The sequence below is a fragment of the Bacillus sp. FSL R5-0560 genome, assembly GCF_037966305.1.
GTDB lineage: Bacteria > Bacillota > Bacilli > Bacillales > Bacillaceae > Bacillus > Bacillus mojavensis.
On sequence record NZ_CP150195.1, the window covers coordinates 1394983 to 1409026 of the forward strand.

Here is a 14044-nt window from a genome sequence, read left to right on the forward strand (position 1 = left end):
TATGATAAGGAAGGGAAATAGATGGTAACCATTAAAGATATCGCAAAACTTGCAAACGTATCCCATACAACCGTTTCCAGAGCACTCAATAACAGCCCTTATATTAAAGAACACACGAAGAAAAAAATATTGGAGCTTGCATCCCAGCTCAACTATACACCGAATGTGAATGCGAAAAGCCTTGCAATGCAAAAATCCCATACGATCGGGCTTTTCTTTACAAGCATCACAAACGGAACCTCACACAGTTTTTTCGCTGATACCATAAAAGGCGTAAACCAGGCGATCAGCGAGGAGTACAATCTGTATGTGCGCGGCATTGATGATTTGAAAAGCTATGATTCTGTAACACCAATGAGATATGACGGCATTATTTTAATGAGTCAAAGTGATATTGATAATTCTTTTATTTATCATATTCAGGAAAAAAAGATCCCGCTCGTCGTGCTGAACCGGGATATCGATGACAGGGGCATTACCAACATATTGTCCAATGACAAGGAAGGTTCTCAGGAAGCTGTAGAATACTTGATTAAAAACGGACATCAAGACATCGCAATCATTGAGGGAATCGAAGGATTTAAATCCTCTCAGCAGCGAAAGGAAGGCTACTTAGCGGCGCTGATTCGCCATCATATCCCGATTAAACATGAATACAGTGTAAAAGGGCAATACGATATGGAGAGCGGCTTTCAGGCGATGGAACGTTTGCTGGCGCTTCCGAACATTCCAACCGCTGTCTTTTGTTCGAATGATGACATGGCGATCGGAGCAATGAATGCCATATTTGCTAAGGGGATGCGCGTGCCTGATGATATATCTGTCATCGGATTTGATGATATTGGTTTTTCGCAATATATTACGCCAAGGCTTTCAACAGTGAAACGTCCTGTCGAGAAAATCAGCGTGCTCGGTGCAAAAAAATTATTGGCGCTGATCAGCACACCTGATACAAAAGCAGAAAAAATCTTTGAAAACACAGAGTTTATGGTGCGTGACTCTGTAAAAAATGTCACGACATGATGCCCCGTTTTTCCAGCGGGCATTCTTTATACAGAAAAATGTTAACGTGTGCATAAATATGAAAGGGAGGCAATGACGGTGCAAAAGCTGAATAAAAAATTGTATGAAAGCTATACACAGTATCCAGAAAGGATTCTCCAATTTGGGGAAGGGAATTTTCTGCGGGCGTTTGTCGATTGGCAAATTGAACAATTGAATCGGCATACTGATTTCAATGGAAGTGTCGCAGTTGTACAGCCGAGAGGCTCAGAGAAAATCAATAGATTAAATGACCAGGATGGCTTGTATACTCTTTTTTTACAGGGAATGAAGGATGGGGAAGCGGTAAACGAAAAGACGATTATCAATTCAATCAGCCGCGGGATTGATCTGTTTTCCGACTATGACGAGTTCAAAAAGCTGGCTTCAAGCGAAGAGCTGCGTTTTATCATTTCTAATACGACCGAAGCTGGTATTGTTTGTGAGAAAGAAGACCGCTTAGAGGATAGGCCGCAAAAAACATTTCCAGGGAAATTAACAGCTTTTCTGTACTTTCGCTACCAGGCATTTGCCGGAGACGAGACAAAAGGGTGTGTCTTGATTCCATGTGAGCTGATTGAAAATAACGGACAAAAGCTAAAGGAAGCGGTTCTGCATTATGCTGATCTATGGGAGCTGGAAGAGGGGTTTACGCAATGGATTCAGAACGCCAACACGTTTTGTCATAGTTTAGTAGACCGCATTGTTCCCGGTTATCCTGTAGACAGCATTGATGAGATCACTGCGGAATTAGGCTATCAAGATGAACTGGTTGTTGTGGGAGAACAGTATTATTTATGGGTGATTGAAGGGCCGAATTGGATTGAAGAAGAATTGCCCTTTGAGGCAGCCGGTCTCCATACAAAGATTGTCAGTGATCTGACCCCATATCGGACGAAAAAAGTGAGAATTTTAAATGGCGCGCATACGGCAATGACGCCAGTGGCTTCTTTATACGGTTTGAAAACGGTGTGTGATTCAGTTGAACATCCGGCAGTGGGGCGCTTTGTTGAGGAACTGATTCATGATGAAATACTTCCTGTTTTGAAAATGGAAGGGCTTACTCAATATGCGGAGGATGTGCTGAATCGATTTAAAAACCCGTACATCAAACATTATGTAGAAAGCATCGCACTGAATTCAGTGTCAAAATTCAAAACGAGAAACCTGCCGACCCTTCAGGAATTTGTTGAACAGAAGGAACAGCTTCCTGCACGTTTAGTGTTTTCATTCAGCGCGCTTCTGTATAGTTATCGGAATAGGGAAATGCAGGATGACCCGGCTGTTCTTCGATTTTTCCAAGAGGTTTGGAATCAGGAGACCGGAGATATGCTCCGTATCGCTTCAGCCTTATTAGGAGAACAATGGCTGTGGGGAGCAAATCTGAATGAGATTCCGAAGCTGACTGAGAGAGTCGCTGAGTACTTGAATCATATTCATGAACTGGGAATGGAGCGGGCTCTTGAACAATGCTGTCTGCAAAGGGGGAGAGTGCTGTGAAATCATTTATAAAGATTCATAGACAGGATAATGTTTTGCTTGCTTTGCGTGATATTCAGAAGGGAGAGCGGCTGGATGCGGGCGGCGTGATGATTGAAGTAAAAGATGATATTAAAAGAGGGCATAAGATTGCATTGCAGCATATAAAGGAAAATGACAGCATCATCAAATACGGGTTTCCGATCGGGCATGCGTTAAAAGAAATTTTTATTGGAGAGCATATTCATGTTCATAATACAAAAACAAACTTATCTGATATCCAAACGTACAGTTATACACCGAAATTTGAACAAAATCCATACACGCATGAGAACCGGACATTTAAAGGATATAGAAGAGAAAACGGAAATGCCGGTGTTCGTAATGAATTATGGATCGTGCCAACCGTCGGCTGTGTCAATGGAATTGCCGAAAAAATGCTTCAGCGGTTTGTCAGAGAAACGGGGGATATTGCCCCGTTTGACAATGTATTAGTGTTAAAACATCAATACGGATGCTCACAGCTTGGCGATGATCATGAAAATACTAGGCAAATCCTGCTGAACGCCATTCGCCATCCAAATGCCGGCGGTGTCTTGGTGCTGGGGCTCGGCTGTGAAAATAACGAGCTGGCAGCAATGGAAAAAGCACTTCAGGATGTCAACAAGGATCGGGTGAAGTTTCTCGAATCCCAGTCGGTGACAGACGAAATGGAGGCAGGTGTCGCATTGCTGAAGGACATCCATAAAGCAGCCAAAGGGGATAAACGGGAAGACATCCCGCTTTCTGAACTGAAAATAGGGTTGAAATGCGGGGGATCTGACGGTTTTTCCGGCATCACAGCGAACCCATTGCTCGGACGGTTTTCTGATTATATCATCGCGCAAGGGGGCAGCACGGTTCTGACGGAGGTACCGGAGATGTTCGGTGCGGAAACGCTGCTGATGCAGCGGGCTGCCAATGAAGAGGTATTCCATAAGATTGTCGATTTAATTAATGATTTTAAACAATATCTTATACAGCATGATCAGCCGGTGTACGAAAACCCTTCGCCAGGCAACAAAGCAGGCGGCATTTCCACCCTTGAGGATAAATCGCTGGGCTGTACGCAAAAAGCGGGGATTTCTCCTGTCTCAGATGTATTAAAATACGGAGAAGTGCTTAAGACAAATGGACTGACGCTTTTGAGCGCGCCAGGCAATGATTTAATCGCCTCCTCCGCATTGGCTGCGGCGGGCTGCCACATTGTCCTGTTTACAACTGGGCGAGGCACGCCGTTCGGCACTTTTGTTCCAACAGTAAAGGTGGCGACGAATACACAGCTGTACGAGACGAAGCCGCACTGGATTGATTTTAACGCAGGTCTCTTAGCAGAGGATGATGTTCATGAGGAATTTGTGCTTCGAGAGTTTATCGATTATATCACGAAGGTTGCAAACGGAGAGCTTGTGAATCACGAAAAAAATGACTTCAGAGAGCTTGCTATTTTTAAATCGGGTGTGACGCTATAACAAGAAAGGCTATCCTGTAAAGGATAGCCTTTCTTGATTAAATCAGCTTTAGTCCGCTGATTAAGATAATGGATGCCATAATAAATTGCAGCGGACGGGGTGAAAATCTAGGTGAGAGATGACTGCCAACCAGCACCCCCGGAATGGAACCGATAAGCAAATTGGCCGCTAACAAATAATCAACGCTCCCGAAGCTTGCGTTTAAAATACCTGCCGCAGTAACGAGCAGAAAAGCATGCGCAATATCGGTTCCGACAATGTCGGATGTTTTCATTTTAAATAAGTACAGCATAGCAATCGCAAACAACGAGCCGGAACCGATCGATGTTAAGCCGACGATAAATCCAAACACGACACCGATAAGAATCGTAAGCATTCGCTTATCTTCTAGCGGCATCAGCTGCCAGCGGTTCGGGCGAAGTTTTTTGTCCAGAAACAGGCGGACGATGATCGAAATGGCAACTAGGGTCAGAACATAACCAAGAGCGTGTTTAATAATCTCTTCCTGATGCTGGTGGAAGGCGGGGAACAAATGAAGTATGCCAATGGCTATAGAAGCACTCGGAATACTGCCGATGGCTAAGTATTTTACCAATTTAAAATTGATTGTTTTCTGCCGCCAATGGGACGCAACGCCAAACAGCTTGGTGATTGAGTTATAGACAAGGTCCGTGCCGACCGCTATGGAAGGATTGATTCCAAGCACTATTAAAAGAGGAGTTAAAAGCGCAGCTCCGCCTACACCTGTCAATCCGACTAAGACACCGACTAACAAACCCATCAAAATGATGCTAACACTCATGATAAAGGCCTCCTGAAAACCCGACTATTTTTATCAGATTATATATGATTAGGTCGCTTTAATCAATTAAATTTTTTGAATATTTGTACGGATGCTTCTTTGATTTTTGTATGCTCAATATCTTTATTCATTTGCCCCATAATGAGTGTCAGGACGAGATGGGAGTAAGTTTGACCGGTTAAAACAGGTCATTCGGGTCGGTATTTGGTTGAATTAGGTCAACCAGTCAGCCATCTTTGTGCCAATACCGGCTGTCACTGGGAATCGAGGTGTGTATTGGATGCGGTAGGAAACGAAGGCAATAAAAAAAGATACCTTTAGGTCAGGTATCTTTTTTTAGGTTACATACGCTGCTGATAAAACGGCAGCTCCGTATGGCCCATTTCTCTTACATAAACAAACAGGTTGCCTTTATGGTGAATTTCATGCTCCAGCGCAAGCTGAAGCAATGCGCTTCCAGTGACTTTTCTTCCGAAAGCAGCTGTCAAATCAATTTCTCTGTTAAGGTGTTCCTCAGTCAGCTGTTCAAGGATGGCAGCCGTTTTTTCTGTATACGTATTAGCCAAAACATTGAGATCCGTTTCCGTTTCTTCCTGCTGGTTTTGAAAAGGTGAGGCATTGCCTTCTTTAATGACATTTGCGAACAGATAGAAAGACGTCAGGATGTGCTTGACCAGCTCTTCTGCTGACATTGATGTTTCCGTCGGTTTGTAGCTGTAATGGTCTTTGCTGATTTTTTCTGTCAGCTCAATCGTCACATTGCGATGTGACAAAAAGTGACTCACAATTTGAGTGGATTGGGTCAATAGAATCTCCTCCATATTCAAAATAAATGGTGCAATGAAATCCTATATCAATGGGCATAAATTAACAAGCAATATGCTAAGAATTGATTGTATATTCTTGCGGTTAGCCGAAATTCGACAATTGCGGTCTTTTTGCGTTCTTCTTTTTCTTGTAAATATGATAAAATATGACATATCTCGGGTATATAAAAGGGGGGATTAATTGAGGATGAAGCAGACTATTCCGTCCTCTTATGTCGGGCTTAAAATTAATGAATGGTATACCCATATCCGGCAGTTTCACGTAGCTGAAGCAGAACGGGTCAAGCTCGAAGTAGAAAGAGAAATCGAGGATATGGAAGAAGATCAAGATTTGCTGCTGTATTATTCTCTAATGGAATTTAGGCACCGTGTTATGCTGGATTACATTAAGCCTTTTGGAGAGGACACCTCACAGCTAGAGTTTTCAGAATTATTAGAAGACATCGAAGGGAATCAGTACAAGCTGACAGGACTGCTCGAGTACTATTTTAACTTTTTTCGCGGGATGTATGAATTTAAGCAGAAAATGTTTGTCAGTGCCATGATGTACTATAAGAGGGCAGAAAAGAACCTTGCCCTTGTGTCAGACGACATTGAAAAAGCTGAATTTGCTTTTAAAATGGCTGAGATCTTTTACAATTTAAAGCAGACGTATGTCTCTATGAGCTATGCCGTTCAGGCATTAGAAACGTATCAGATGTATGAAACGTACACTGTCCGCAGAATCCAATGTGAATTCGTTATTGCAGGTAATTATGATGATATGCAGTATCCGGAAAGAGCATTGCCCCATTTAGAACTGGCTTTAGATCTTGCAAAGAAAGAAGGCAATCCCCGCCTGATCAGTTCGGCCCTTTACAATCTCGGAAACTGTTACGAGAAAATGGGTGAACTGCAAAAGGCAGCCGAATACTTTGAGAAATCTGTTTCTATTTGCAAGTCGGAAAAGTTCGATAATCTTCCGCATTCTATCTACTCATTAACACAAGTTCTGTATAAACAAAAAAATGATGCCGAGGCGCAAAAGCAATATCGTGAAGGATTGGAAATCGCCCGTCAGTATAGCGATGAATTATTCGTGGAGCTTTTTCAATTTTTACATGCGTTATACGGAAAAAACATTGACACAGAATCAGTCTCACACACCTTTCAATTTCTCGAAGAACATTTGCTGTATCCTTACATTGAAGAGCTGGCGCATGATGCTGCCCAATTCTATATAGAAAACGGACAGCCTGAAAAAGCACTTTCCTTTTATGAGAAAATGGTGCACGCACAAAAACAAATCCAGAGAGGAGATTGTTTATATGAAATCTAAATGGATGTCAGGTTTGTTAATCGTTGCGGTCGTGTTCAGCTTTACTCAGGAGATGGTCCATGCAGGAGAAACAGCGGATACAGAGGGAAAAACATTTCATATTGCGGCACGCAATCAAACATGATGATAACGAAAAAAACCCCTCCGGTTGCGGAAGGGTCTTTTTTATTTTAGCTTCCATTCCTTAATGGCCAGCTTTAGAGGACCCGCTGGACACCAATTGATCAGCTTGTCCGATATTTCGGGCGCCTCTTCAGTGAGCACGCTTTGATGACGAAAACTCCGCCTGTAGCGTCGCTGAATGGGCCTAAATTATTAAGCGCGAAGGTGACGGAAGACACAATATTTACGTCCTACGAATGCCACCTATTAATGAAAAAAGAAAAAGGAGAGATGATAGGTGAGCATTCAAGTGAAGAAAAATTTGGTTTCTGAGGCGAAGTACGCGCTGAAATGCCCGAATGCGATGTCCGCTGAATACATTACCATTCACAACACGGCCAACGACGCGTCCGCTGCCAATGAAATCAGCTACATGATCGGGAACACCAGCTCGACAAGCTTTCATTTCGCGGTTGACGATAAAGAGGTGATTCAAGGACTGCCGCTTAACCGTAACGCTTGGCATACTGGTGACGGCACAAACGGTACAGGCAACCGCAAGTCGATCGGCGTTGAAATTTGCTACAGCAAATCGGGAGGCCCAAAGTACGAGGCAGCCGAGGCATTGGCGATCTCTTTTGTGGCACAGCTTTTGAAGGAGCGGGGCTGGGGAATTGACCGTGTCAAAAAGCACCAAGACTGGAACGGTAAATACTGTCCGCACCGCATTTTATCAGAGGGGCGCTGGGAGCAAGTCAAGGCGGCAATTGAAAAGGAATTAAACGGTGGCGTATCAGCGAAAAAAGCTTCATCTTCTGCGCAAGTGTATTATGTAAAAAAAGGAGATACGCTGTCCGGCATTGCAGCATCACATGGTGTGAGTGTGAAAACACTGCAAAGCTTCAATCACATTACTGATCCAAATCTCATTAAAGTCGGACAGGAGATCAAGCTTTCCGGGACCGCTTCTTCTAAAAGCCATGCCCCATCCTCATACCCGCTGCCATCCGGGATAATCAAAGTAACGAGCCCGCTGACAAAAGGCACAAAAGTAAAGCAGGTGCAAACTGCACTGGCAGCTCTATATTTTTATCCTGATAAAGGGGCGAAGAATCATGGGGTGGACGGTGTATATGGGCCAAAAACAGCAAATGCTGTCAAGCGCTTTCAATCTGTCAGCGGATTAACGGCAGACGGCATTTACGGGCCGAAAACGAAAGCCAAAATGGAACAAAAACTATAATGAAAAAAGGAAGCTTCACCTGAATGGAGCTTCCTTTTTCATCTTACATAAACGCAGTGAGAACCTCTTGAATATCAGATATACTTTTAGACTGATTTGGTACAGCAGGGGAGTGCCGCGCCACAAAAGGATTTAAGTGTTATTGACAATTTCCTAGGCTTAAAGCTGCCAAGGAAATCTAGAGAAGCAACAATCTTTGAGCATTAACACAGAAAAAAAAAGACCCGGTAATTACCGGGGAAAATAAATAGAAAGTTAAAGGTTTAGTGATATTTTTTATATTCTACTTTGTAATCATAGTCATGCTTGTCATGATCATAACACTTTTTGCCATGGTCATAATATTTTTTATCATGGTCATAGCACTTTTTGTCGCAATCGTAATCTTTCTCATGATCATCATAATACTTTTTATCATGGTCATAATACTTCTTGTAATATTTCTTTTTGTAAGTGTAATACTCTTCTTTATATTTTTTATAATAACCCATGCTTACTCCTCCTTTAATGTTTGATCAGTTTTATTATATGAATTCAAAAAGAGATGGTATGGTCATATGTATTCGTCGACAAAAAAAGGCTGTTTTAAAAAACAAACTGATAATAATAGATAGCGTGCCAGCTTGTTGAAAGATTTGGCAAGCCTGAAGACATAAAATAGAAATCCTGCTGAATAAACGTAATAATAGTTTAGCCTCGTTTGAGTAAACATGTTTTTTTCCGCCTTGTACCTTGATATGCTTGTGTACGATTGTTTTTTACCGAGTAATCCACCTGTTGATCGACCGTATAAGACGTATGTCAGAATCACACTCCAATGTAAACGCCGCATTTTTTCCTCTCTAGTAAAAGAAGAGCTAACTTTTCTTTCGCCTCCGCTGTAGAGTCAATCCACCAATAAACCCTTTATCTATCTCCTGAAATGTAAATACGATAAAAAGGTTTTCATTCATAGATGAGTAGCGTAAACTGGTGCTGACTGATAAAGGAGAGCGCTTAGCATGAAAGATATGTATGACAGTTTTATATCCCTTTCTGCGTCTGAATCGGAGTACCGGATTATTTATGAAGAGAACAGCGGGAGCGAGCATATTGTTCTTGGTCCTCACGGCGGAAGAATTGAGCCTGGCGTCAGCGAACTGGTGCGGGCATTTGCTGATCAATGTTCCATTTATATTTTTGAAGGATTGAAGCAGCGCAATAACCGTTCGCTTCACCTGACAAGCACTCGTTTTGATGAACCGCTTGCCTTAGAAAAAGTAAACGCCCACCGATTCGCACTGGCCTTTCACGGCTACCGTGATCTGAAAAAGCCGCATACATTGGTTGGAGGCGCGGATCGGAGAAAAGCAGCAGCCATTTGTGAGTTGCTGAATGAGGCGGGGTTCAGTGCGGAACTGGTCAATGAAAAAGACCGGCTGGCAGGTGTCCATCCGCAAAACATCGTCAATCGGACAAAAAGGGCGATGGGGCTGCAGCTGGAACTGAGTACGGCGCAGCGGAGCGCGTTATTTCACAATTTTGGCTGCCGTAAAGGACGGTACATAGAAAACAAGCTTTTTTCTCAATATGTGAATGCTGTTAAGCTTGGTTTTTATGGAAAAAGCAAGTAGGACCTGCAATAACTGCCTATTTCTTCATACGCTGTGAATGTGTGAATGCGTAGGGAGGAATGAACTCATGTTTTATCATATTAAAGAGCTTCAATATCAGGCAAAGCCTTCCCGTCCGGATCCTGTTTATGCGAAAAAGCTTCAAGAGGTGCTTGGCGGCCAATTTGGTGAAATTAGCGTGATGATGCAATATTTGTTTCAGGGTTTTAACTGCAGGGCAGATGCCAAGTATAAAGATTTGCTATGTGATGTGGGGACGGAAGAGATCGGACATGTGGAAATGTTGGCTACAATGATTTCCAGGCTTCTGGATGGTGCTCCCGCTGATGTACAGGAAAATGCTTATAAAAGCAACCCCGCTATTGCAGCCGTGATGTCAGGGATGAACCCTCAGCACGCTATTGTGTCCGGCTTAGGTGCGATGGCATCAGATAGTGAGGGTTATCCGTGGAATGCAAAATACATTATCTCTAGCGGAAATCTGCTGGCGGATTTCCGCGCAAACTTAAATGCGGAAGCCCAGGGGCGCCTTCAGGTGACGCGACTCTATGCCATGACTGATGATCCCGGGGTAAGAGATATGCTGTCATTTTTGATTGCAAGGGATACTTATCATCAAAATATGTGGTATGCAGCGATTAAAGAGCTGGAAGAAAGAGAACGGGATATTGTCGTTCCCACGACATTTCCGCGTGAGCTAGAAAAGCAGGAAGTATCCTATGATCTGTTTAACTTTTCCAGAGGGGATGAAAGCTCACAGGGAAGGTGGGCTCATGGCGAAGCCTTTGATGGCCGGGGCGAGTTCAGGTATATCCCGGCTCCGATTGCGTTCGCATCTGCGCCTCATCTTAAACCGGCGCCAATGTGGCTGCAGAATACCATGCCTCCGATGTCGAAATATTAATATCTATGCCGGGCTGAGGGCAAATGTCCCCAGCCCGTTTTTGATTAGCTGTACTTGCCGATTTGATACAATGCTTTTTCTTCAGCGACCTGCAAGTGCTGCTGATCGCCTTCCTCGTACGCATTTGGCCGCTTATGTGATAATAAATAAGCAAGCCTCTTCTGAAATTGAATACCTGCTTTACGCCGTTCAAACATTTCAAGTCTTTTCTCAGCAAAGTCCTTTGTCACCCGGAATACCGTCGCAATGGTTGCAAGAGCCTGACTTCTCCATTGCGGCAGTTCCATCTGCAACAGCATAAAGGTTGGCACACAGAAGTGGTACATAAATTGGTTCGCCTGGAATTCCTGCAGCTCCCTGAAGAGCTTGTTCATCTGAAAATGATTGCCTGCATGCTTTAATACGTGGCACAGTTCATGGCCAAAATCCTCCCATTGCTCTTCTTGGGACTTTTTTTGGTTCAATATGATACTGTACATGCCGTCGTATTTTACCATCATGCTTCCCATCTCCTCGAAATGAACCCATATATCAAGGTCGTTTGCGATTTTCAGCATGTCAATGTGATGGGGAGAGGTAATGCCCAGCCGACTGTATAAATTTTTTACGTATTCCTCCAGATGTGATAAGTAATCGCCCAATTGAATACTCCCTTTCGAACGTATGTTCTGTTTGTAGCGAGAAAGAAAAGCCCGTTTAGGACTAAAAAAGTGTGTTGAAATCTTTCCCTTTTCTTTAAAAAATAAACACTTTTTTCTTTATATCGGTCTATTTTTTATATGTTTTAGAGAACAGAAAAAATATTTATTTGTTTTTCGGTTTCCGGTTCTTTTCTTTTTCTTTTAAATAGTTGATAAATTCGATGGCCTGCTGCTTGCTTTCCGGGGAAAAATCCTGCATATCCCGGTATGCGAGCTGCAAGTCCGGATCAGAAAACATATCATCGTCAGATTGTTTTTCTTTTCCTGTTAATAAGTAATCGGTTGTCACTTGGAAGTAATCAGCCAGCTTTTGCAGTGTGTCGTAATCAGGTTCGCTTCGCCCATTTTCATAATGAGAATAGCGTGCGCGCGATACACCGATGTGAGTTGCGATTTCTTCCTGTGTCCTTTTCCCTCTGAGACTCTTCAATCTGCTGCCTATCATACTATGACCTCTCTTTTTTTAACTTCCTAAGTTACTTACGATTATAGATACAATCTGTATCAAAATAAAGTTATGATAAAAAAAGTATCAAAAATAACTTGATGATACAAAATGTATCGTTTATACTTGGTAACAGTTGATACGAATTGTATCAAAAACAAATCGGGAGAGTGATCACATGCATCCGATTCAAATCGTTTTTAGTGAAAATCCGATAGATCAGCGCCATCTCGGACAATCCGGCGGCTCCATTTCTTTTACGGCATGCGGCCTTCCGGTATTCCATTTTGAAAATCGAGAACAATTTCAAGCGTACTTGCTGTTAAAAGAAGAGGTGAAACGCAATGAAAGGGGATAAAAGCTATCCTTTTCCGATGTATTCAGGGCTGTTGAATTCAGAACATTATGACAAAATAGGGTCGGCTCTGTGGCTGTTTCTCTGGTTTATCAGCTCAACGACAAAAGAAATTGAAATGGACGGCGTGAACTGGGGAATTGTGCTCGGCCATAAGCCATTAAAAGCAAAAGAGATGGCAGCCGTATTCGGTGTTAGTGAAAAAACAGTCAGAAGATGGCTGGAGCTTCTTGAAAGCCATGGATACATAAAGGCTGCCCGCGCGCCATACGGACTCATGATTTCTGTGAAGCATTCCAAAAAATTCAGCTTCAGATCGGACAAAACGGAGCAACGCAGCGACAAAGAGCGGTCATTTCCGCCGCTGGCACTGGACAAAGAAGACCGCTCTAATATAGATAAAACAAAAACATATACTGCTGCTGATGATGCAGTGGATCACATTGCGAAGCGGTTTACACAATTACGGTCGGCTCAAGAAGGACGCACCGTGTATCCTTCCTCCAGAGATTATCAAGCCATCGCCCGTATTGTCGCCATCGGCGTTCCTGTAACGCAAACAATCAAATGGCTTGAGGAATGTTTTCAAGCTTTTGAAAACCGGCGAACCGCTGCTTCTGAAACGATAAAGGCCTTTCGCTACTGTTCGAAATTCATCGAAGACCGATTTTTCGCGCAGCAAGCCAAAAAGACCGCCGCAATACAACATGAGAGGAATGAAAGTAATGACAAAACATACAATCGAGCAGATTTTAGACGAGCTGAGAAAAGGGAGACGTCCATTACTGGCGGACAAACCGGCCGAATCAGACGCAAGCCGGTATGATTGCCAGAGATGCAAGGATCAGGGGGGATATCTCAGCCGGCAAGACGGTCTGGAAGTATGGACAATGTGCAGCTGTATGGCAGAACGAAAAGTGAAACGGCTGCTGGGCGCCAGTGAAATTACCCCTGCCTTCAGACAGCTTGGCTTTCATGAATTCCGCACCCAAGGGAAGCCACAGGTCGTCAAGGACGCGTTTGAATGCGCCAAAGAGTTTGTGGCGGATTATGAACACATCAAGGACAGCCGGAAAAACAGCATCGCCCTTTTGGGTCAGCCCGGTTCTGGGAAAACACACCTTCTTACTGCTGCGGCTAATGACTTGATGAGAAAGCGCCATGTGCCGGTCATTTATTTTCCATTCGTCGAAGGCTTTACTGATTTAAAAAATGATTTTGATCTTTTGGAAGCTAAGCTGAACCGAATAAAGCAGGCAGACGTGCTGTTCATTGATGATCTCTTTAAACCGGTAAACGGCAAACCGCGCGCCACTGATTGGCAGCTGGAACAAATGTATTCCGTTTTGAACTACCGCTACTTAAATCATAAACCGATTCTGCTTTCAAGCGAGCTTACGATTGAAACGCTTGTCCGGGTTGATGAAGCGATCGGCACGAGAATCTATGAAATGTGCAGTGATTATTTAGTGATTATCAAAGGAACAGCGTATGACCTGAATCATAGATTGGAGGGCATCAGATAATGTGCAAGCTCTGTCATACAAAGAAAGTAATTGTTGAACATACCGGGATCGGAGCGGTTTTTCATCCATGTCCGAACTGCCGGTCCGGCAATGATTTAACGCCAGTTATTCAAAGGCTGGAACAAATGCTGACAGCCGGAAAAGCGGGGCTGAATGCCCGTGATTAAACAGCTGGCT

General features: G+C 43.3%; 17 protein-coding genes. 12 read left to right on the top strand and 5 right to left on the bottom strand.

Annotated elements, in window-relative coordinates:
• Nucleotides 1-21 precede the first annotated feature (21 nt).
• From NST56_RS07200 to NST56_RS07210, 3 genes are all read left to right on the top strand, one after another.
• Nucleotides 22-1023, top strand: coding sequence for a LacI family DNA-binding transcriptional regulator (locus NST56_RS07200; RefSeq protein WP_339181019.1), 1002 nt, complete (start codon nucleotides 22-24; stop codon nucleotides 1021-1023).
• A gap of 78 nt (nucleotides 1024-1101) precedes the next feature.
• Nucleotides 1102-2541 (top strand): tagaturonate reductase, encoded by a 1440-nt coding sequence (locus tag NST56_RS07205; RefSeq protein ID WP_339181022.1) that lies wholly within the window; start codon nucleotides 1102-1104, stop codon nucleotides 2539-2541.
• A complete protein-coding gene (locus NST56_RS07210) occupies nucleotides 2538-4031 on the top strand; it encodes an altronate dehydratase family protein (RefSeq protein WP_339181025.1) in 1494 nt (497 codons plus the stop codon). The genes NST56_RS07205 and NST56_RS07210 overlap by 4 nt, the downstream gene beginning before the upstream one ends.
• A 37-nt stretch (nucleotides 4032-4068) precedes the next feature.
• Here NST56_RS07210 and NST56_RS07215 read toward each other — a convergent pair whose 3' ends face one another.
• Both NST56_RS07215 and NST56_RS07220 read right to left on the bottom strand, forming a co-directional pair.
• Nucleotides 4069-4833 carry a sulfite exporter TauE/SafE family protein gene (locus NST56_RS07215; protein ID WP_044156273.1) on the bottom strand — a complete coding sequence of 255 codons (765 nt, stop codon included), beginning with the start codon at nucleotides 4831-4833 and terminating at the stop codon, nucleotides 4069-4071.
• A 341-nt stretch (nucleotides 4834-5174) separates the two neighbouring features.
• Nucleotides 5175-5639 carry a DinB family protein gene (locus NST56_RS07220; protein ID WP_339181028.1) on the bottom strand — a complete coding sequence of 155 codons (465 nt, stop codon included), beginning with the start codon at nucleotides 5637-5639 and terminating at the stop codon, nucleotides 5175-5177.
• Nucleotides 5640-5841: 202 nt separating this feature from the next.
• Between NST56_RS07220 and rapA the strand changes: the two genes are divergently transcribed.
• The 3 genes from rapA to NST56_RS07235 all read left to right on the top strand — a co-directional run bounded on the left by rapA (nucleotide 5842) and on the right by NST56_RS07235 (nucleotide 8323).
• The gene (rapA, locus tag NST56_RS07225) at nucleotides 5842-6978 is read left to right on the top strand and encodes a response regulator aspartate phosphatase RapA (protein ID WP_339181030.1); all 1137 of its coding nucleotides are present in this window, start codon (nucleotides 5842-5844) and stop codon (nucleotides 6976-6978) included.
• Nucleotides 6968-7102 (top strand): phosphatase RapA inhibitor PhrA, encoded by a 135-nt coding sequence (gene phrA / locus NST56_RS07230; RefSeq protein WP_010333880.1) that lies wholly within the window; start codon nucleotides 6968-6970, stop codon nucleotides 7100-7102. Before rapA ends, phrA begins: the two co-directional genes overlap by 11 nt.
• A 276-nt stretch (nucleotides 7103-7378) precedes the next feature.
• The gene (locus NST56_RS07235; protein ID WP_339181031.1) at nucleotides 7379-8323 is read left to right on the top strand and encodes an N-acetylmuramoyl-L-alanine amidase; all 945 of its coding nucleotides are present in this window, start codon (nucleotides 7379-7381) and stop codon (nucleotides 8321-8323) included.
• Between the two features lie 263 nt (nucleotides 8324-8586).
• Here the strand turns inward: NST56_RS07235 and NST56_RS07240 are convergent, their stop codons facing one another.
• Nucleotides 8587-8814 (bottom strand): hypothetical protein, encoded by a 228-nt coding sequence (locus tag NST56_RS07240; RefSeq protein WP_026014694.1) that lies wholly within the window; start codon nucleotides 8812-8814, stop codon nucleotides 8587-8589.
• A 510-nt stretch (nucleotides 8815-9324) separates the two neighbouring features.
• Between NST56_RS07240 and NST56_RS07245 the strand changes: the two genes are divergently transcribed.
• On the top strand, nucleotides 9325-9936 hold the full coding sequence (locus NST56_RS07245; RefSeq protein ID WP_339181032.1) for a poly-gamma-glutamate hydrolase family protein: 612 nt from the start codon (nucleotides 9325-9327) through the stop codon (nucleotides 9934-9936).
• Nucleotides 9937-10003: 67 nt separating this feature from the next.
• A complete protein-coding gene (locus NST56_RS07250) occupies nucleotides 10004-10840 on the top strand; it encodes a manganese catalase family protein (RefSeq protein WP_010333883.1) in 837 nt (278 codons plus the stop codon).
• Between the two features lie 44 nt (nucleotides 10841-10884).
• Here the strand turns inward: NST56_RS07250 and NST56_RS07255 are convergent, their stop codons facing one another.
• Nucleotides 10885-11481, bottom strand: a complete 597-nt coding sequence (locus tag NST56_RS07255; RefSeq protein ID WP_010333884.1) for an ImmA/IrrE family metallo-endopeptidase — start codon at nucleotides 11479-11481, stop codon at nucleotides 10885-10887.
• A gap of 163 nt (nucleotides 11482-11644) precedes the next feature.
• Nucleotides 11645-11986: an HTH-type transcriptional regulator Xre gene (gene xre / locus NST56_RS07260; protein WP_339181034.1), complete on the bottom strand. Its 342-nt coding sequence runs from the start codon at nucleotides 11984-11986 to the stop codon at nucleotides 11645-11647.
• 178 nt (nucleotides 11987-12164) lie between these two features.
• On the opposite strand from xre, the gene NST56_RS07265 reads away from it, so the two are divergent.
• From NST56_RS07265 to NST56_RS07280, 4 genes are read left to right on the top strand one after another with little or no spacing between them, the layout of a single operon-like run.
• A complete protein-coding gene (locus NST56_RS07265) occupies nucleotides 12165-12344 on the top strand; it encodes a hypothetical protein (protein ID WP_229147937.1) in 180 nt (59 codons plus the stop codon).
• Nucleotides 12331-13167 carry a phage portal protein gene (locus NST56_RS07270; protein WP_339181036.1) on the top strand — a complete coding sequence of 279 codons (837 nt, stop codon included), beginning with the start codon at nucleotides 12331-12333 and terminating at the stop codon, nucleotides 13165-13167. Before NST56_RS07265 ends, NST56_RS07270 begins: the two co-directional genes overlap by 14 nt.
• Nucleotides 13067-13867 carry an ATP-binding protein gene (locus tag NST56_RS07275; protein ID WP_339181039.1) on the top strand — a complete coding sequence of 267 codons (801 nt, stop codon included), beginning with the start codon at nucleotides 13067-13069 and terminating at the stop codon, nucleotides 13865-13867. The genes NST56_RS07270 and NST56_RS07275 overlap by 101 nt, the downstream gene beginning before the upstream one ends.
• Nucleotides 13867-14034, top strand: a complete 168-nt coding sequence (locus tag NST56_RS07280) for a hypothetical protein (protein ID WP_010333890.1) — start codon at nucleotides 13867-13869, stop codon at nucleotides 14032-14034. Before NST56_RS07275 ends, NST56_RS07280 begins: the two co-directional genes overlap by 1 nt.
• Nucleotides 14035-14044 lie beyond the last annotated feature (10 nt).

Excerpts from the sequence above, each read along its gene's own strand:
- NST56_RS07200 (WP_339181019.1), top strand. The coding sequence starts at position 22 with ATGGTAACCATTAAAGATATCGCAAAACTTGCAAACGTATCCCATACA.
- NST56_RS07215 (WP_044156273.1), bottom strand. The coding sequence starts at position 4,833 with ATGAGTGTTAGCATCATTTTGATGGGTTTGTTAGTCGGTGTCTTAGTC.
- phrA (WP_010333880.1), top strand. The coding sequence starts at position 6,968 with ATGAAATCTAAATGGATGTCAGGTTTGTTAATCGTTGCGGTCGTGTTC.
- NST56_RS07240 (WP_026014694.1), bottom strand. The coding sequence starts at position 8,814 with ATGGGTTATTATAAAAAATATAAAGAAGAGTATTACACTTACAAAAAG.
- NST56_RS07245 (WP_339181032.1), top strand. The coding sequence starts at position 9,325 with ATGAAAGATATGTATGACAGTTTTATATCCCTTTCTGCGTCTGAATCG.
- NST56_RS07250 (WP_010333883.1), top strand. The coding sequence starts at position 10,004 with ATGTTTTATCATATTAAAGAGCTTCAATATCAGGCAAAGCCTTCCCGT.
- xre (WP_339181034.1), bottom strand. The coding sequence starts at position 11,986 with ATGATAGGCAGCAGATTGAAGAGTCTCAGAGGGAAAAGGACACAGGAA.
- NST56_RS07265 (WP_229147937.1), top strand. The coding sequence starts at position 12,165 with ATGCATCCGATTCAAATCGTTTTTAGTGAAAATCCGATAGATCAGCGC.
- NST56_RS07270 (WP_339181036.1), top strand. The coding sequence starts at position 12,331 with ATGAAAGGGGATAAAAGCTATCCTTTTCCGATGTATTCAGGGCTGTTG.
- NST56_RS07275 (WP_339181039.1), top strand. The coding sequence starts at position 13,067 with ATGACAAAACATACAATCGAGCAGATTTTAGACGAGCTGAGAAAAGGG.
- NST56_RS07280 (WP_010333890.1), top strand. The coding sequence starts at position 13,867 with ATGTGCAAGCTCTGTCATACAAAGAAAGTAATTGTTGAACATACCGGG.